Below are 16,611 nucleotides of genomic sequence, written 5' to 3' on the forward strand. Positions count from 1 at the left end.
CAAGTACCCATTTCTTGAGCAACATGAAAAAACTATTACAAGTACTACTCGCGATCGGTTTCGCGCTGGGCGTGCACAACGCCGCCCGGGCCGGTTTCGCGGAAGGGGCCACGGCCTACAACAACCGCAACTACAGCCTGGCTTACAAGGAGATCGAGCCACTGGCGCGCGCCGGCAACAAGGACGCCGAGCATCTGCTCGGTTTGATGTATTACATGGGGCGCGGCGTGCCGCAGGACTACAAGCAGGCGCTGAACTGGCACCGCAAGGCGGCCCTCAAGGGCAAGTCCGATGCGCAGTACGTGGTGGGCGCCATGTACTACACCGGCAACGCGGTGATCCAGGACCACAAGCAGGCCGTGATCTGGTTCCGCAAGGCGGCCGAACAGGGCCATCCGGACGCGCAGCAGACGCTGGGCCTGATGTACCGTTACCACATCGGCGGCATGCCGCAGGATAACGTGCTGGCCTATATGCTGTGGAACCTGGCCGCAGCCAACGGCTCGGCCAATGCGGCCGAGCAGCGCGCCGCCGTGGTCAAGAAGATGACGCCGGAGCAGATCGAGGAAGGGCAGGCGCTGTCGGCCGGCTGGAAGGTCGGCACGCCGCTGCCGAAGCAGTCGCGCACCGGCGGCGGCTGAGCCGTTCAGTCGGGCGCCTTGTCGCCGCTGAGCATGGCGGCGACCAGGTTTTCGCGGTGCTGCCAGCTGGTGAACGCCACGCCGGCAAGGTGGGCTGCGATCAGCGCCACCAGCAGCCACGCCAGGCTTTCATGGATCAGCACCGGCCAGGCGTAGCCCCACAGCAGGTCGGTGGTGGTGAGCCAGCCGCTGAAGGCGACCAGCGCCACGCAGGACAGCAGCGCCACCACCATCCAGCCGCCCAGCGGATTGTGGCCCAGGTAGCGCGGCGCGGTGCCGGCCCGCACCTGGCGCAGGTAGGCCAGCGTGGGCCGCACGCCCAGCACGAACTCGGCAAACCGCGCATGGCGGCTGCCGGCAAAATTCCACAGCAGGCGCGCCGTTACCGTTGCCGCCGCCGCGTAGCCAATGTACTCATGCAGCGGGCCGGTCTGGCCGCTGGTGTACCAGGCCGCGGCAATACTGCAGACCAGCAGCCAGTGCAGCAGGCGCACCGGCAAGTCCCAGACCTTTATCCTGGCTTTATTCTTCAACACGGGCAAACGTCACCGGGTCGAAGAAGGCTTCCACGCGCTTGCCTTTCGGGTCCTTGGCGTAGACCTCGTAGCAGGAGCTGCTCGCTTCCATGCGGCGGATCTGCCAGCCTTCCTTGGTCAGTTTCTGCGCCAGTTCCTCGTGCGACTTCCATTCGGACTTGGGCTTGGTGGTGCATTTGACGTCGCCGTGGGCCGAGGCGGCGCCGGCGGACAGCGCGAGCAGCAAGGGCAGGGCGAGGCGGACGAGTTGCTTGTTCATGGGTTTTCCTTGAGTGCGGTTGAAATCAGGTGATGGCCCAGCGGCGCAGCAGGTTGTGGTAAATCCCGGTCAACTTTACCAGTTCGCGCTGGTGTTCGGCCAGCGCGGGCGTGAGGCGCTGGATGGCCTGGTCCAGGTCGAACAGCATGCTGCGCTCGCCGTCGTCGCCCACCAGGCTTTCGATCCAGAAGAAGGACGCCAGGCGCGCGCCGGACGTCACCGGCGTCACGCGGTGCAGGCTGGACGAGGGGTACAGCACCAGGCTGCCCGCCTCCAGCTTCACTTCCTGCACGCCGAATTCGGTTTCGATCTGCAGTTCGCCGCCTTCGTACTCGTCCGGCTCGGCCAGGAACAGCGTGGCCGACAGGTCGCTGCGCAGGCTCTGGCCGCTGCCGGGCAGCTGCATGACGGCGCTGTCGACGTGGGTGCCGTAGCTGCCGCCGCCTTCGTAGCGGTTGAACTTGGGCGGGTAGATCTTGCGCGGCAGCGCGGCCGACACGAACAGCGGGTTGGCCGCCAGGCTGCGCAGGATGTGCTGGCCCAGGCCGATGGCCGGTTCGGCGTGGTCGTCCAGCTGCAGGTTGTGCTTGACGCGGCGCGCCTGGCTGCCGCCCGTGGCGGCGCCGTCCTGCCATGGCGCGCCTTCCAGCCAGGCGCGGAACTGGGCCACTTCGTCCTTGCTCAGGACATCGTCTATGGTAATCAGCATGGTGGTCTCGCGGGGGTAAGGGCTGCCGGGGTGATCTGTTCGAGCGTGGCGCAGCCGGCCAGGGCCATGCACACCTCCAGCTCTTCGCGCAGCAGCTTGAGCATGTGGGCCACGCCCAGCGCGCCGGCCACGCTCAGCGCGTACAGCTGCAGGCGGCCCACGGCCACGGCGCCGGCGCCCAGCGCCAGGGCCTTGAACGCGTCGGCGCCGCAGCGGACGCCGCCATCGAACAGGATGGGAAAGGCTGCATCCACGCCGTCCAGCGCGGCGCGGATGGCAGGCAGGGCGTCCAGGCTGGCCGGCGCGCCGTCCAGGCTGCGGCCGCCGTGGTTGGACACCACGACGCCGGCCGCGCCCGCCGCGCGCAGGGCCAGCGCGTCGTCCGGGTGCAGCACGCCTTTCACCCACACCGGCAGCGGCGACTGGGCCAGCAGCCAGGCCAGGTCGTCCCAGACCGGCGCGTGGCGCATCACGCCCTGGAAGATGCGGCTGTCGCCTTCGTTGAGCGGCGCGGCCGGCTGGCCGGGGTAGGGCAGCAGGTTGGCCGGTACGCACTCGGGCGGCATGCGGAACTGCAGGTCCAGCGCGCCCATGCTGGCCACCTGGATCGGCGCGTCCAGCGTGACCACGATGGCGCCGTAGCCGGCCGCTTCGGCGCGCCGCAGCAGGTCCAGCGTGGCGCCGCGTTCGGGCTGGAAGTAGAGCTGGAACCAGCGCTGCGGACCGGCGGCGCGTGCCATGTCCTCCAAGGTGCAGGAGGCCAGCGTGCTGGCGATCAGGCAGGTGTCGGTGGCGTGCGCGGCGCGCGCGGTGTCCACTTCGCCGCCGGCGTGCACCAGCTTGTGGAAGGCCACCGGGGCCAGCATCAGCGGATGGGCGAAGCGCTCGCCGCGCAGCGTGGCGCGGGTGTGGCCGGCGCGCACGTCGCGCAGCAGGCGCGGCGTGATGGCCCAGCGCGCGAAGGCGGCGCGGTTGCCCGCCGTGGTCAGGCCGTGCCCGCTGCCGCCGGCCACGTATGCGAAGCTGGGCGCGGCGATGGCGCGCTGCGCCAGCACTTCGTAGTCGGCCGCGCAGCGGATGCCGGGCGGGGTGCCGGGAGCGGTCGCTGCGGTGGCGGTGGCGGAGGTTGTCATGGGAATGAAAAATGCCGGGTTGGACCCGGCATTGTACCTAAAGCTTCAAGCGTCGATTACAGCTCGTAGTTCACGGTCAGGCGCACAGCGCGCGCGTCGCCCTTGTACAGGAAGGAACCGGAGCGGTACACGGCGGTGTAGTAGTCCTTGTTGGTGGCGTTCAGCACGTTCAGGCGCAGGTCGAAGCGGCGGCTGAAGCGGTAGCTGGCGAACACATCGTACACGGTGAACGACGGCACCGGCTGCGAGCACACGCCGTTGGCAACGCCGGCGCCGGTGTCCGGCTGGCCGCCGCAGCGGTCGCCCTCGTGGCGCGCGCTGCCGCCGAAGGAGAAGGCGTCCGTGGCCTGGTACTTGAGCTGGGCCGAGTAGGTCTGCTTGGCGAAGTTGCTCAGCGCGTTGCCCAGGTTGGCCGGGTTGGCCGAGGCCAGCACCTTCGAGGTCATCAGGGCGCCGCCGATCTGGCCGGACAGCTTGTCGGTGAAGTTGCCCACCAGGCCAAACTCGATGCCGCGCACGCGGTTCTCGCCGGTGTTGAAGGTGCCCACGGTGTCGTAGTTGGCGCCTTCCATCACGTCCTTCTTGGTGGTCTGGAACAGCGCGGCGGTGGCCAGCAGCTTGTGGTCGAACAGGTCCCACTTGGTGCCCAGTTCCAGGTTCACCGAGGTTTCCGGCTTGGCGCCGGCGATGTTGCCGTTGTACAGGACCGCGCCGCCGTAGCCGCTGGCGGTGCCCGAGTCGGCCTCGCCGCCGTTGATGTCCTGCGCCGACGCGGCGCTGGCGTAGACGATGGCGTCGTTGGCCACCTTGTAGCTCAGGCCGAAGTGGCCGTTGACCAGGGTGTCGTTGAAGCTGTAGTCGCCGGTCTGGGTGGCCGTGGTGGCGGTCACGTTGCGGCGCACCAGGCCCAGCTCGAAGTGGTCGGCGCGCACGCCGCCGAAGGCGGTGAACTTGTCGGTCAGGTCCACGGTGTCCATCGCGCTCAGGGCGGTGGTTTTCACCTGCCAGTCCTGGTTCCAGTTCAGGCGCTGGATGTTGCGGGTGGCCAGGCGCGACAGGTCGGCCACCGGCGTGCCGTTCGGGTTGGTGAAGCAGTACGCGTTGTTGGGGCCGACGGCTGGCGTGGACTGCGCGGGCGGGATGGCATTCGGAGTCGCGCTGCGGCAGTTGAAGCCGCTGTTGTTCAGCGCGAAGGCGCCCGACTGCACTTTGTGGTCGGTGTATTCCAGGCCGAAGATGAACTCATGCTTCAAGCCGCCGATCTGCTTGTCCCAGCGCAGGTTGCTCTGGTGCGCGAAGTAGTCCACTTCCTGCCAGCCGGTGTGGCCGTTGTCCAGCGTGGCGGTGGTGTAGGCGGCGCCGGTGACGCCGTTGTAGCGCGTGCCGGACGAGGCGCCGGTGGTGATGTAGGCGTTGCTGGCGGTGCCGTAGCGGGTCAGGCTGGTGAGCTTTAGCGCAGGGGCCAGTTTCCAGTTCACGCGCGCGGTGAAGGTGTCGATCTGCGACTTGAGGAAGTCGTCGGCCTGGGCATAGACGGGCACGTTGGGCGCCGGCGTGCGGTTCGGCGCGGTGCCGACCAGGTAGCCGCCCAGGTCGGGCATCTTGTCGCGGGTGTGCAGGCCGTAGTAGTCCAGCGTGACCGACAGGTCCTTGTTCGCTTCGTACAGGCCGGACAGGGCCACGCCCTGGCGGCGGCGGCTCGACGGCGCGCGGTCAGGCACGTCTTCCTTGGAGTCCAGCAGGTTGGCGCGCAGCGCGAAGTTCTCGCCGAAGCCCTTGTTGATGTCGGCCGAGGCGCGGTGGTGCGCGTCGCTGCCGACGGCGCCCGAGACGCGGGTGAAGTCGTGGTCCAGCGTGGCTTGCTTGGTGATGGCGTTGATGGCGCCGCCGGCGGTGCCGCGGCCGGCGAACGAGGAGTTCGGGCCCTTGGAGATTTCCAGCTGCTCGATGGCGAAGCTCTCGCGGGTGCTCATGCCGGGATCGCGCAGGCCGTCGACGAACACGTCGCTGCGGGCTTCCTGGCCGCGGATGATGTAGCGGTCGCCGAAGGCGTTGCCGTTTTCGCCGGTGCCCAGGGTGATGCCGGGCTGCGCGCCCAGGATCTGTTTCAGGTCGGTCAGGCCGGAGTCGTCGATGGCGGCCTTGGTCACCACTGAGATGGTCTGCGGGGTTTCAGCGATAGGGCGGGTGTGGCGGCTGTCGGCCGAGGTCTTGGCCTTGTAGGCGGCGCCTTGCTCGGCGTTCGGGTTCGGGTCCAGGCGCTTGCCCAGCACCACCACGTCCGGCAGTTGCTGTTCGGCCTTGGCGGCGGGGGCGGCATCGGCCGCGCCGGCTGCCAGCGGCAGCAGCATGGCGGTCGAGATGCCCATGGCCAGGCTGGTTTTCTTCATGGCGCCGAAGGCGCTGTCGTGATCGAGGCGTATGCTCTTTGGCTTGCGGATAGGCTGGCTCAAAATTCTTCCTTGGAGATGTGCGATTTTGTTTAGGGCAAAACGAGGTTGCCAAAAGTATAGTTACCATTGGGCACAAAGTAAATAAGAATCGATCTCATTCTTAATGTCATTCTTATCTTGACTGGCGGGCAGGAGGCGGGCGCTGCGGCGCTGCGGCGTCTCGCGTACAATCGCCGTTTTTACCGAGAGAGGGCAGCCATGCGTGCGATAGAAATCTCCCAGCCCGGCCCGGCCGACGTGCTGCGCCTGTGCGAGCGTCCAATTCCCGAATTCAAGGCCGGCGAGGTGCTGATCAAGGTGCACGCGGCCGGCATCAACCGGCCGGACGTGTTCCAGCGCCTGGGCAGCTACGCGCCGCCGCCGGGCGCGTCCGACTTGCCCGGCCTGGAAGTGGCGGGCGAAATTGTCGACGGCGACCTGGCCGGCAGCCGCTTCAGCAAGGGCGACCTGGTGTGTGCGCTGGCTCAGGGCGGCGGCTACGCGGAATACTGCACCGCGCCGGCGGAGCAGTGCCTGCCAGTGCCCAAGGGCCTGTCCATGCTGGAGGCGGCCTCGCTGCCGGAGACCTTTTTCACCGTGTGGAGCAATGTGTTCGACCGCGCCCACCTGATGCAGGGCGAAACCCTGCTGGTGCAGGGCGGCACCTCCGGCATCGGCGTGACGGCCATCCAGCTGGCCGCCGCCATGGGGCACCGCGTGTTCGCCACCGCCGGCAGCGACGACAAGGCGCGCATCTGCGAGCAATTGGGCGCCGCGCGCGGCATCAATTACAAGAGTGAGGATTTTGCCGCCGTGGTCAAGCAGCTGACCGACGGCAAGGGCGTCGATGTGATCCTGGACATGGTGGGCGGCGACTACCTGCCGCGCGAGATCGGCTGCCTGGCCGACGACGGCCGCATCGCCGTGATCGCGCTGCTGGGCGGCGCCAAGGCCACGCTGGACCTGGGCCAGGTGCTGCGCCGCCGTCTCACTGTCACCGGTTCGACCTTGCGCCCGCGCCCGGTGGCGTTCAAGGCGCGCATCGCGGCGCAGCTGCGCGCGCGGGTCTGGCCGCTGCTGGAGTCGGGCGCCATCAAGCCGGTGATCCACCAGGTGTTCCCGCTGGAGCAGGCCGCTGCCGCGCACGCGCTGATGGAAAGCAGCACCCATGTCGGAAAAATCATGCTGCAAGTCGCGTGACCGGGCTACGACGTAATCAAATAGCCAAGTTTTTCGCCACACTGTGGCGGCACTGGTTTGACCCCGGTTTGCGGCTCGCGTTAAAATAGCGGGTTATTGAACTTTAGGCTACTATGCGACGCAAACTCGTCATCGGAAATTGGAAAATGAACGGCAGCCGCGACAGCAATGCTGTGCTGTTGTCCGGCATTACGGCAGGTTTCTTGGCCAAGCAGGCCGATTGCGCCGTCTGTGCGCCCGCGCCCTACCTGGCACAATGCCAGGCAGCGCTGGCGGGTTCGCCGGTTGCATGGGGCGCGCAGGACGTGTCGGCGTATGCCGCAGGCGCCTATACGGGTGAAGTGGCGGCCTCCATGCTGGCCGACTTCGCTTGCCGCTACGTGATCGTGGGCCACTCGGAACGCCGCGCCTACCATCAGGAAAGCAATGAGCTGGTGGCGCAAAAGGCGCTGGCTGCGCTGACCGCCGGGCTGACCCCGGTGGTGTGCGTGGGTGAAACGCTGGCCGAGCGCGAAGCAGGGCGCACCGCCGTGGTGGTGTGCGCACAGCTGCAGGCGGTGCTGGACGTGCTGGACACGGCAGCCGTGGGCAAGATCGTGCTGGCTTACGAGCCGGTATGGGCGATCGGCACCGGCAAGACCGCCACCCCGGCCATGGCGCAGGAAGTGCACGCGCAGCTGCGCCAGCAAGTTGCCACGCGCGACGCGGCAGCGGCGGCCGGCATGCAGATCCTGTACGGCGGCAGCATGAAGCCTGAGAACGCAAAAGAACTGCTGGCCCAGCCGGACATCGATGGCGGCCTGATTGGCGGCGCGGCACTGAAGGCGGCGGATTTCCTCGCCATCGTTCACGCGTCCGAGCAGTAAGCCTGGTAAGAGTTAACTGAAACACCTTCAACTGGAAATGGAATAGCATGAACACTTTGCACAACCTCATCGTCGTCGTCCAGGTGCTGTCGGCCCTGGCCATTATCGCCCTGGTGCTGCTGCAGCACGGCAAGGGCGCCGACATGGGCGCCGCCTTCGGTTCGGGCGCTTCGGGCAGCCTGTTCGGCGCCAGCGGCTCGTCGAACTTCATGTCCAAGTCGACTGCCGTGGCCGCCGCAGTGTTCTTCGGCGCCACGCTGGCGCTGGCGTCGATGGCCAGCAGCCGCGGTGTCAGCAGCGGTGGCGGCGTGATGGACAAGATCACCGCGCCGGCGCCGACCAAGGGCACGGCAGCGATCCCGGCCGCCGCGCCGGCCGCGCCGACCGCGGCTGAAGCCGCAGCGGCGGCCGGCGTGCCTGCCGCCGCACCTGCGGCATCAGCGCCTGCCGCGCCAGCTCCCGCAGCGCCTGCGCCTGCGCCTGCGCCGCAAAAGTAATACCTGATATTCCCGGAATCGAGGAAGCCCTTGATACTCTAGGAATTCAGTCAAGCTTTACCGTTTTCTTCTTGTTTCTCCGCAATACGCATTAACAAAGCGGTGAAATCACTGTAGAATAACGGGCTTAACGCCGACGTGGTGAAATTGGTAGACACGCTATCTTGAGGGGGTAGTGGCGAAAGCTGTACGAGTTCGAGTCTCGTCGTCGGCACCAAAAGAAATACAGAAAGCCAGCAGGTGCGTCTGGGCAGGGAATTTCCCTCCACCCGGGCCTAAGCTGGTTTTTTTACGAGGATGTGTCGTTTGATCCTGGTCTCAATGTTGATTGGGGTCGAGCGTTAAATGCACCGCAGGGTAGCGCGGTGCCTTCCTAACCGATCGTTCAACATTAAGCTCATCAATGAACCTCGAAAATTACTTCCCCGTTCTCTTATTCCTGATCGTCGGCATTAGTGTCGGCGTACTTCCCCAGGTGCTCGGCCGTCTGCTCGGTCCGCACAAGCCTGACGCGGCCAAATTGTCCCCCTACGAGTGCGGTTTCGAAGCCTTCGAAGACGCGCGCATGAAATTCGACGTACGATACTACCTCGTCGCGATTCTGTTTATTTTGTTCGATCTGGAAACGGCATTCTTCTTCCCATGGGGCGTCTCCATGCGCGAACTGGGCTGGACCGGTTTCATTACGATGATGGTGTTCATCGCCGAATTCGTGGTCGGTTTTTGGTATATCTGGAAGAAAGGTGCCCTTGATTGGGAATAAGCCATGGCTATTGAAGGCGTATTAAACGAAGGTTTCATCACCACCACAGCCGACAAGCTGATCAACTGGGCGCGCACCGGGTCGATGTTCCCGATGACGTTCGGCCTGGCCTGCTGCGCGGTTGAAATGATGCACGTGGGCGCTGCCCGTTACGATCTGGACCGCTTCGGCATCGTGTTCCGTCCCTCGCCACGCCAGTCCGACGTGATGATTGTGGCCGGCACGCTGTGCAATAAGATGGCGCCAGCGCTGCGCAAGGTCTACGACCAGATGTCCGAGCCGCGCTGGGTCATCTCGATGGGTTCCTGCGCCAACGGCGGCGGCTACTATCACTATTCCTACTCCGTGGTGCGCGGTTGCGACCGCATCGTACCGGTGGACGTTTATGTGCCGGGCTGTCCGCCTACGGCCGAAGCGCTGCTGTACGGCATCCTGCAGTTGCAGAACAAGATCAAGCGTACCAACACGATCGCACGCTAAACGGGGCGCTTCAGAACTATGAGTACACAATTGGAAGTCTTGCAAAACGCCCTGGCTACGGCTTTGGGCGATCGCGTTACTACGGTAGTAGCGCTGGGTGAAATCACCCTGACCGTGAAAGCGGCCGATTACTACGCCGTCATGCAGACCCTGCGCGACGACGCCACGCTGCATTTCGAGCAGATGATCGACCTGTGCGGCGTCGACTATTCGACCTATGGCGAAGGCACGTGGGACGGCCTGCGTTTCGCGGTCGTGTCGCACCTGCTGTCGGTCAAGCACAACTGGCGCGTGCGCGTGCGCGTGTTCGCGCCCGACGACGACATGCCGGTGGTGGCGTCCGTGATGCCGATCTGGCGTGCCGTCAACTGGTACGAGCGCGAAGCGTTCGACCTGCTGGGCATCCTGTTCGAAGGCCACAACGACTTGCGCCGCATCCTGACCGACTACGGTTTCGTCGGCCATCCGTTCCGCAAGGATTTCCCGGTCTCCGGCTATGTGGAAATGCGCTACGACGAAGCACAGAAGCGCGTGATCTACCAGCCTGTGACGATCGAGCCGCGCGAAAACGTGCCGCGCGTGATCCGCGAAGAAAACTACGGGATGAAATAATGGCTGAGATTAAGAACTACACCCTGAACTTTGGTCCGCAGCACCCGGCAGCGCACGGCGTGCTGCGCCTGGTGCTGGAGCTGGACGGCGAAGTGATCCAGCGCGCCGACCCGCACATCGGCCTGCTGCACCGCGGCACCGAGAAGCTGGCCGAGCAGAAGACCTACCTGCAGTCCGTGCCTTACATGGACCGCCTCGACTACGTGTCGATGATGTGCAACGAGCACGCCTACGTGATGGCGATCGAGAAGCTGCTGGGCATTGAAGTGCCGCTGCGCGCACAGTACATCCGCGTCATGTTCGACGAGATGACGCGTTTGCTGAACCACCTGATGTGGCTGGGCGCGCACGCGCTGGACGTGGGCGCCATGGGACCGTTCCTGTACGCCTTCCGCGACCGCGAAGACCTGTTCGACTGCTACGAAGCGGTGTCGGGCGCGCGCATGCACGCGGCCTACTACCGTCCGGGCGGCGTGTACCGCGACCTGCCGGACTCCATGCCGCAGCACAAGGCCTCGCCGATCAAGTCGGCCAAGACCATCAAGGAACTGAACGACAACCGCCAGGGCTCGCTGCTCGACTTCATCGAAGACTTCAGCAACCGTTTCCCGACCTATGTCGACGAATACGAAACCCTGCTGACCGACAACCGCATCTGGAAGCAGCGCACCGTCGGCATCGGCGTGGTGACGCCGGAAGACGCACTGGCGATGGGCTTTACCGGCGCCATGCTGCGCGGTTCGGGCATCGAGTGGGATCTGCGCAAGCACCAGCCGTACGAAGTGTACGACCTGATGGACTTCGACATCCCGGTCGGCACCAACGGCGATTGCTACGACCGCTACCTGGTGCGCATCGAAGAAATGCGCCAGGCCAACCGCATCATCAAGCAGTGCGTGGAATGGCTGCGCAACAATCCGGGTCCGGTCATGTCCAGCAACCGCAAGGTGGCGCCGCCGTCGCGCGTGGACATGAAGACCAATATGGAATCGCTGATCCACCACTTCAAGCTGTTTACCGAAGGCTTCCATGTGCCGCCGGGCGAAGCATACGCCGCGGTGGAGCATCCGAAGGGCGAGTTCGGCATCTACCTGCTATCGGACGGCGCCAATAAACCATACCGCATGAAGCTGCGCGCGCCCGACTACGCCCACCTGCAGTCGCTGGACGAAATGGCGCGTGGCCACATGATTGCCGATGCCGTGACCATCATTGGTACGCAGGACATCGTGTTCGGCAGTATTGACCGCTAAGTTCGAGAGGCGAAAAGAATGTTGTTATCAGAGCAGTGCTACAAAAAGATCGACCGCGAACTGGCCAAGTATCCGGAAGACCAGCGCCAGTCCGCCGTGATGGCCGCGCTGGCCCACGCCCAGGTTGAACTGGGCTGGGTGTCCACCGAAGTGATGCAGGAACTGGCTGACTACATCCGCATGCCGGCCATCGCCGTGCAGGAAGTGGCCACTTTCTACAATATGTACAACACCAAGCCGGTGGGCAAGCACAAGATCACCGTGTGCACCAACCTGCCGTGCGCCCTGTCGGGCGGCGAGCGCGCCGCGCACCACCTGAAGCAGAAGCTGGGCATCGATTACCGCGACACCACCGCCGACGGCGAATTCACGCTGATGGAAGGCGAGTGCATGGGCGCCTGCGGCGACGCACCGGTGCTGCTGGTAAACAACCACCGCATGTGCTCGTTCATGTCGAACGACAAGATCGACGCGCTCGTGGTTGAACTGAAGGAATCGAACAAATGACCAGTCTGCACGACCGTCACATCAAGCCGCTGATCCTGAAGGATCTGAACGGCGACAACTGGCACCTGGCCGACTACGTCAAGCGTGGCGGCTACTCGGCGCTGCGCCGCATCCTGGAAGAGAAAATTCCGCCGGAAGCCATCATCGCCGACCTGAAAACCTCCGGCCTGCGCGGCCGCGGCGGCGCCGGTTTCCCGACCGGCCTGAAATGGAGCTTCATGCCGCGCCAGTTCCCGGGCCAGAAGTACCTCGTCTGCAATACAGATGAGGGCGAGCCGGGCACGTTCAAGGACCGCGACATCATCCGCTACAATCCGCATTCGCTGATCGAGGGCATGGCCATCGGCGCCTACGCGATGGGCATCACCGTGGGCTACAACTACATCCACGGCGAGATCTTCCAGGAATACCTGCGCTTTGAAGAAGCGCTGGAAGAGGCGCGCGCCGCCGGTTTCCTGGGCGACAAGATCATGGGCAGCGAGTTCAGCTTCCAGCTGCACGCGCACCACGGCTACGGCGCCTACATCTGCGGCGAGGAAACCGCGCTGCTCGAATCGCTGGAAGGCAAGAAAGGCCAGCCGCGCTTCAAGCCGCCGTTCCCGGCCTCGTTCGGCCTGTACGGCAAGCCGACCACCATCAACAACACGGAAACCTTCGCCGCCGTGCCGTTCATCCTGAACATCGGCGCGGAGAACTACCTGGCGCTGGGCAAGCCGAACAACGGCGGCACCAAGATCTTCTCGATCTCGGGCGACATCGAGCGTCCGGGCAACTACGAAGTCCCGCTGGGCACCTCGTTCGCCGAGTTCCTGGAACTGGCCGGCGGCATGCGCGGCGGCAAGAAGATCAAGGCGGTCATTCCCGGCGGTTCGTCGGCGCCGGTGGTGCGCGGCGAGATCATGATGCAAACCGATCTGGACTATGACTCGATCGCCAAGGCCGGCTCCATGCTCGGTTCGGGCGCCATCATCGTCATGGACGAGACGCGCTGCATGGTCAAGGCGCTGGAACGCCTGTCCTACTTCTACTTCGAAGAATCGTGCGGCCAGTGCACCCCATGCCGCGAAGGCACGGGCTGGATGTACCGCGTGGTCCACCGCATCGAGCACGGCCAGGGCCGTCCGGAAGATCTGGATCTGCTGAACTCGGTCGCCGACAACATCCAGGGCCGCACCATTTGCGCCCTGGGCGATGCCGCCGCGATGCCGGTACGCGCCTTCGTCAAGCAATTCCGCGAAGAATTTGAATATCACGTCGAGCACAAGCATTGCTTGGTGCCCGCTTACCTCTAAGCTGCGTAACGATCACCATGGTTGAAATCGAAATAGACGGCAAGAAAGTCGAAGTCCCTGCTGGTAGCATGGTGATGGACGCTGCCAACAAATTGGGAACCTACATCCCGCACTTCTGCTATCACAAGAAATTGTCGATCGCAGCGAACTGCCGCATGTGCCTGGTCGAAGTGGAAAAGGCGCCCAAGCCTTTGCCCGCTTGCGCCACGCCCGTGTCCGCCGGCATGATCGTGCGCTCGGCCAGCGACAAGGCTGTGCAGGCGCAGAAGTCCGTGATGGAATTCCTGCTGATTAACCACCCGCTGGACTGCCCGATCTGCGATCAGGGCGGCGAATGCCAGCTGCAGGACTTGGCGGTGGGCTACGGCAAGGGCGAATCGCGCTATGCGGAAGACAAGCGCGTGGTCGTGCCCAAGCAGGCCGGCCCGCTGGTGTCCATGCAGGAAATGGCGCGCTGCATCCAGTGCACCCGCTGCGTGCGTTTCGGCCAGGAAGTGGCCGGCGTGATGGAGCTGGGCATGATCGGCCGCGGCGAGCACTCGGAAATCACCAGCTTCGTCGGCGAAGCGGTCAGCTCCGAAATGTCGGGCAATATGATCGACCTGTGCCCGGTGGGCGCGCTGACCTCCAAGCCGTTCCGCTACAGCGCCCGTTCGTGGGAACTGTCGCGCCGCAAATCGGTGTCGCCGCACGACTCGCTGGGCGCCAACCTGATCGTCCAGGTCAAGGGCGGCAAAGTGATGCGCGTGCTGCCGCTGGAAAACGACTCGGTCAACGAGTGCTGGATTTCCGACAAGGACCGCTTCTCCTACGAAGCGCTGGACAGCGCCGAGCGCCTGACCCAGCCGATGCTGAAGCAGGGCGGCGAATGGAAGCAAGTGGACTGGCAGACCGCGCTGGAATACGTGGCGCACGGCCTGAAGAACATCAAGCATGAACACGGCGCCGACGCCATCGCTTCCTACGCGACCGCGCACTCGACCACCGAAGAACTGCACCTGCTGCAAAAGCTGACCCGCGCGCTCGGTTCCGAGCACGTCGACTTCCGCCTGCGCCAGAGCGATTTCGCGCTGGACGGCGAAGTGTCGCCATGGCTGGGCATGCCGGTCGCCGACGTGACCGGCCTGCAGCGCGTGTTCGTCATCGGTTCCTTCCTGCGCAAGGACCACCCGCTGCTGGCAACGCGCATCCGCGCCGCCGTCAAGTCGGGCGCCAAGCTGTCGGTACTGAACGGCACCGCCGACGACAGCCTGATCACCGTCGCCAACCAGATCACCGCCGCGCCGTCCGACTGGCTGGCCGCGCTGTCGCAAGTGGTGGTGGCCGTGGCCGCCGCCAAGGAAGTGGCCGCGCCTGCCGGCTTCGAGGGCATCGAAGCGTCCGACGCCGCCAAGGGCATCGCCGCCTCGCTGCTGTCCGGTGAACGCAAGGCCGTCTTCATGGGCAACGCCGCCGCCGCGCATCCGCAAGCGTCCGCGCTGCACGCCGCTGCGCAGTGGATCGCCGGACAGACCGGCGCCAAGCTGGGCTACCTGGTGGACGCCGCCAACACCGTCGGCGGCTACCTGGTCAACGCCACCGCCAAGAACGCCGCGCCGGCCTTCAGCGCGCCGAAGAAAGCCTACGTGCTGCTGAACGCGGAACCGGAACTGGATGCGGCCAACCCGCAAGCCGCCGCCGCCGCGCTGAAGCAAGCCGACATGGTTGTGGTCATGTCCGCCTTCAAGCACGGCATGGACTACGCCGACGTGCTGCTGCCGATCGCGCCGTTCAGCGAAACCTCGGGCACCTTCGTCAACGCCGAAGGCCGCGCACAAAGCTTCAACGGCACCGTCAAGCCGCTGGGCGATGCGCGTCCGGCCTGGAAAGTGCTGCGCGTGCTGGGGAATGTGCTGGGCCTGTCCGGTTTCGACTACGACACTTCGGAAGCGATCCGCGACGAGCTGTTCGGCAAAGGCGTGACCGACCTGTCGGCCAAGCTGAACAACCTGTCGAAGAAGGCCGTTGCCGCCGCAAGCTTCGGCACCGCCGGTGCGCTGGAGCGCCTGGCCGACGTGCCTATCCACTTCGCCGACGCTATCGCGCGCCGTTCCGGCCCGCTGCTGGCCACCATCGACGGCGCCGCGCCTGTGGCGCGCATCTCGGTGGCCACCGCCGCCGCGCTGGGCATCAAGGCTGGCGACCAGGTCAGCGTGAGCCAGGGTAGCGGTTCGGCCGTGCTGCACGCCGTGATCGACGCTGGCCTGCCGGCCAACGTGGTCCGTGTGCCTGCCGCACACGAGTCGACCGCCAAGCTGGGCGCCATGTTCGGTGCCATCACCGTAGCCAAAGCAGGGGAGGCCAAGTAATGGCGCTGGAATTCGTCAACACCATCACCACCAATGGCGAGGCCCTGCTGGGCCAGCAAGGGTGGTTCGTCGTCTGGACCATGATCAAGCTGCTGTGCGTGCTGCTGCCGCTGATGGGCCTGGTCGCCTACGCCACCCTGTGGGAGCGCAAGCTGATCGGCTGGATCCAGATCCGTATCGGTCCTAACCGCGTCGGTCCCGGCGGCCTGCTGCAGCCGATCGCCGACGCGCTCAAGCTGCTGCTCAAAGAGATCGTGATCCCGACCAAGGCCGCCAAGGGCCTGTTCGTGATCGGTCCCGTGATGACCATCATGCCGGCGCTGGCCGCCTGGTCGGTGGTTCCCTTCGGTCCGGAAGCCGTGCTGGCCAACGTGAACGCCGGCCTGCTGCTGCTGATGGCGATCACTTCGATGGAAGTGTACGGCGTGATCATCGCCGGCTGGGCATCGAACTCGAAGTTCTCTTTCCTGGGCGCGATGCGCGCCTCGGCGCAGATGATCTCCTACGAAATCCCGATGGGCTTCGTACTGGTGGTGATCCTGATGGTGTCCGGTTCGCTGAACTTCATCGACATCGTCGGCATGCAGGGCAAGGGCCAGATGGTCGACGCCGGCCTGAACTTCCTGTCGTGGAACTGGCTGCCGCTGCTGCCGCTGTTCGTGATCTATCTGACCTCCGGCCTGGCCGAGACCAACCGCCACCCGTTCGACGTGGTGGAAGGCGAGTCGGAAATCGTGGCCGGCCACATGGTGGAATACTCGGGCATGTCGTACGCCATGTTCATGCTGGCCGAATACGCCAACATGATCCTGGTCGGCGTGCTGGCATCGATCATGTTCCTGGGCGGCTGGGCAGCACCGTTCTCGTTCCTGGAATTCGGCGGCGGTTTCGGCGGCTTCTTCTGGCTGTTCGCGAAGACCTTCGCCATCGTCTCGATCTTCATCTGGGTGCGCGGTACTTTCCCACGCTACCGCTATGACCAGATCATGCGCCTGGGCTGGAAAGTGTTCATCCCTCTGACCCTGGTCTGGCTGGTGCTGGTGGCCGGCGTGATGCAGACGTCCTGGAATATTTGGAAGTAAG

At 65.0% G+C, this 16,611-nt stretch carries 17 protein-coding genes and 1 tRNA gene; 13 read left to right on the forward strand and 5 right to left on the reverse strand.

Going from position 1 to position 16,611, the window contains the following annotated elements; genetic code table 11:
- Positions 1-23: 23 nt before the first annotated feature.
- Positions 24-641 carry a tetratricopeptide repeat protein gene (locus AC6H42_RS08845; protein WP_057157812.1) on the forward strand — a complete coding sequence of 206 codons (618 nt, stop codon included), beginning with the start codon at positions 24-26 and terminating at the stop codon, positions 639-641.
- 5 nt (positions 642-646) lie between these two features.
- Here AC6H42_RS08845 and AC6H42_RS08850 read toward each other — a convergent pair whose 3' ends face one another.
- From AC6H42_RS08850 to AC6H42_RS08870, 5 genes are read right to left on the reverse strand one after another with little or no spacing between them, the layout of a single operon-like run.
- A complete protein-coding gene (locus tag AC6H42_RS08850) occupies positions 647-1,177 on the reverse strand; it encodes a cytochrome b/b6 domain-containing protein (RefSeq protein ID WP_229418330.1) in 531 nt (176 codons plus the stop codon).
- A complete protein-coding gene (locus AC6H42_RS08855) occupies positions 1,164-1,436 on the reverse strand; it encodes a PepSY domain-containing protein (protein ID WP_057157813.1) in 273 nt (90 codons plus the stop codon). Before AC6H42_RS08855 ends, AC6H42_RS08850 begins: the two co-directional genes overlap by 14 nt.
- 25 nt (positions 1,437-1,461) lie before the next feature.
- The gene (locus AC6H42_RS08860) at positions 1,462-2,145 is read right to left on the reverse strand and encodes a Fe2+-dependent dioxygenase (RefSeq protein WP_497547858.1); all 684 of its coding nucleotides are present in this window, start codon (positions 2,143-2,145) and stop codon (positions 1,462-1,464) included.
- The gene (locus AC6H42_RS08865; RefSeq protein WP_497547859.1) at positions 2,139-3,278 is read right to left on the reverse strand and encodes an alpha-hydroxy acid oxidase; all 1,140 of its coding nucleotides are present in this window, start codon (positions 3,276-3,278) and stop codon (positions 2,139-2,141) included. Before AC6H42_RS08865 ends, AC6H42_RS08860 begins: the two co-directional genes overlap by 7 nt.
- 56 nt (positions 3,279-3,334) lie before the next feature.
- The gene (locus tag AC6H42_RS08870) at positions 3,335-5,731 is read right to left on the reverse strand and encodes a TonB-dependent receptor (RefSeq protein WP_497547860.1); all 2,397 of its coding nucleotides are present in this window, start codon (positions 5,729-5,731) and stop codon (positions 3,335-3,337) included.
- A gap of 198 nt (positions 5,732-5,929) precedes the next feature.
- On the opposite strand from AC6H42_RS08870, the gene AC6H42_RS08875 reads away from it, so the two are divergent.
- The 12 genes from AC6H42_RS08875 (at position 5,930) to nuoH (ending at position 16,610) form a co-directional block, all read left to right on the forward strand.
- Positions 5,930-6,910 carry an NAD(P)H-quinone oxidoreductase gene (locus AC6H42_RS08875; RefSeq protein ID WP_057157816.1) on the forward strand — a complete coding sequence of 327 codons (981 nt, stop codon included), beginning with the start codon at positions 5,930-5,932 and terminating at the stop codon, positions 6,908-6,910.
- 113 nt (positions 6,911-7,023) lie between these two features.
- Complete coding sequence (tpiA, locus tag AC6H42_RS08880; RefSeq protein ID WP_497547861.1) at positions 7,024-7,776, forward strand: triose-phosphate isomerase; 753 nt, start codon at positions 7,024-7,026, stop codon at positions 7,774-7,776.
- A 47-nt stretch (positions 7,777-7,823) separates the two neighbouring features.
- Complete coding sequence (gene secG / locus AC6H42_RS08885) at positions 7,824-8,273, forward strand: preprotein translocase subunit SecG (protein WP_497547862.1); 450 nt, start codon at positions 7,824-7,826, stop codon at positions 8,271-8,273.
- Between the two features lie 132 nt (positions 8,274-8,405).
- Positions 8,406-8,490: transfer RNA gene (locus AC6H42_RS08890), tRNA-Leu, on the forward strand.
- A 186-nt stretch (positions 8,491-8,676) separates the two neighbouring features.
- Positions 8,677-9,036 (forward strand): NADH-quinone oxidoreductase subunit A, encoded by a 360-nt coding sequence (locus AC6H42_RS08895; protein ID WP_057157819.1) that lies wholly within the window; start codon positions 8,677-8,679, stop codon positions 9,034-9,036.
- 3 nt (positions 9,037-9,039) lie between these two features.
- The gene (locus AC6H42_RS08900) at positions 9,040-9,516 is read left to right on the forward strand and encodes a NuoB/complex I 20 kDa subunit family protein (protein ID WP_056397301.1); all 477 of its coding nucleotides are present in this window, start codon (positions 9,040-9,042) and stop codon (positions 9,514-9,516) included.
- An 18-nt stretch (positions 9,517-9,534) separates the two neighbouring features.
- Complete coding sequence (locus AC6H42_RS08905; RefSeq protein ID WP_057157820.1) at positions 9,535-10,128, forward strand: NADH-quinone oxidoreductase subunit C; 594 nt, start codon at positions 9,535-9,537, stop codon at positions 10,126-10,128.
- Entirely contained in the window at positions 10,128-11,381 is a 1,254-nt protein-coding gene (locus tag AC6H42_RS08910) for an NADH-quinone oxidoreductase subunit D (protein ID WP_057157821.1), read from the forward strand. Before AC6H42_RS08905 ends, AC6H42_RS08910 begins: the two co-directional genes overlap by 1 nt.
- Positions 11,382-11,399: 18 nt before the next feature.
- On the forward strand, positions 11,400-11,888 hold the full coding sequence (gene nuoE / locus AC6H42_RS08915; protein ID WP_057157822.1) for an NADH-quinone oxidoreductase subunit NuoE: 489 nt from the start codon (positions 11,400-11,402) through the stop codon (positions 11,886-11,888).
- A complete protein-coding gene (gene nuoF / locus AC6H42_RS08920; RefSeq protein ID WP_057157823.1) occupies positions 11,885-13,180 on the forward strand; it encodes an NADH-quinone oxidoreductase subunit NuoF in 1,296 nt (431 codons plus the stop codon). Before nuoE ends, nuoF begins: the two co-directional genes overlap by 4 nt.
- 17 nt (positions 13,181-13,197) lie before the next feature.
- Positions 13,198-15,528: an NADH-quinone oxidoreductase subunit NuoG gene (gene nuoG / locus AC6H42_RS08925; RefSeq protein WP_497547863.1), complete on the forward strand. Its 2,331-nt coding sequence runs from the start codon at positions 13,198-13,200 to the stop codon at positions 15,526-15,528.
- Complete coding sequence (gene nuoH, locus AC6H42_RS08930) at positions 15,528-16,610, forward strand: NADH-quinone oxidoreductase subunit NuoH (protein WP_497547864.1); 1,083 nt, start codon at positions 15,528-15,530, stop codon at positions 16,608-16,610. The genes nuoG and nuoH overlap by 1 nt, the downstream gene beginning before the upstream one ends.
- Position 16,611: the final 1 nt, after the last annotated feature.

The sequence above is a fragment of the Massilia sp. NBRC 108631 genome (assembly GCF_059704565.1).

Excerpts from the sequence above, each read along its gene's own strand:
- AC6H42_RS08845 (WP_057157812.1), top strand. The coding sequence starts at position 24 with ATGAAAAAACTATTACAAGTACTACTCGCGATCGGTTTCGCGCTGGGC.
- AC6H42_RS08855 (WP_057157813.1), bottom strand. The coding sequence starts at position 1,436 with ATGAACAAGCAACTCGTCCGCCTCGCCCTGCCCTTGCTGCTCGCGCTG.
- AC6H42_RS08860 (WP_497547858.1), bottom strand. The coding sequence starts at position 2,145 with ATGCTGATTACCATAGACGATGTCCTGAGCAAGGACGAAGTGGCCCAG.
- AC6H42_RS08865 (WP_497547859.1), bottom strand. The coding sequence starts at position 3,278 with ATGACAACCTCCGCCACCGCCACCGCAGCGACCGCTCCCGGCACCCCG.
- AC6H42_RS08875 (WP_057157816.1), top strand. The coding sequence starts at position 5,930 with ATGCGTGCGATAGAAATCTCCCAGCCCGGCCCGGCCGACGTGCTGCGC.
- tpiA (WP_497547861.1), top strand. The coding sequence starts at position 7,024 with ATGCGACGCAAACTCGTCATCGGAAATTGGAAAATGAACGGCAGCCGC.
- secG (WP_497547862.1), top strand. The coding sequence starts at position 7,824 with ATGAACACTTTGCACAACCTCATCGTCGTCGTCCAGGTGCTGTCGGCC.
- AC6H42_RS08895 (WP_057157819.1), top strand. The coding sequence starts at position 8,677 with ATGAACCTCGAAAATTACTTCCCCGTTCTCTTATTCCTGATCGTCGGC.
- AC6H42_RS08900 (WP_056397301.1), top strand. The coding sequence starts at position 9,040 with ATGGCTATTGAAGGCGTATTAAACGAAGGTTTCATCACCACCACAGCC.
- AC6H42_RS08905 (WP_057157820.1), top strand. The coding sequence starts at position 9,535 with ATGAGTACACAATTGGAAGTCTTGCAAAACGCCCTGGCTACGGCTTTG.
- AC6H42_RS08910 (WP_057157821.1), top strand. The coding sequence starts at position 10,128 with ATGGCTGAGATTAAGAACTACACCCTGAACTTTGGTCCGCAGCACCCG.
- nuoE (WP_057157822.1), top strand. The coding sequence starts at position 11,400 with ATGTTGTTATCAGAGCAGTGCTACAAAAAGATCGACCGCGAACTGGCC.
- nuoF (WP_057157823.1), top strand. The coding sequence starts at position 11,885 with ATGACCAGTCTGCACGACCGTCACATCAAGCCGCTGATCCTGAAGGAT.
- nuoG (WP_497547863.1), top strand. The coding sequence starts at position 13,198 with ATGGTTGAAATCGAAATAGACGGCAAGAAAGTCGAAGTCCCTGCTGGT.
- nuoH (WP_497547864.1), top strand. The coding sequence starts at position 15,528 with ATGGCGCTGGAATTCGTCAACACCATCACCACCAATGGCGAGGCCCTG.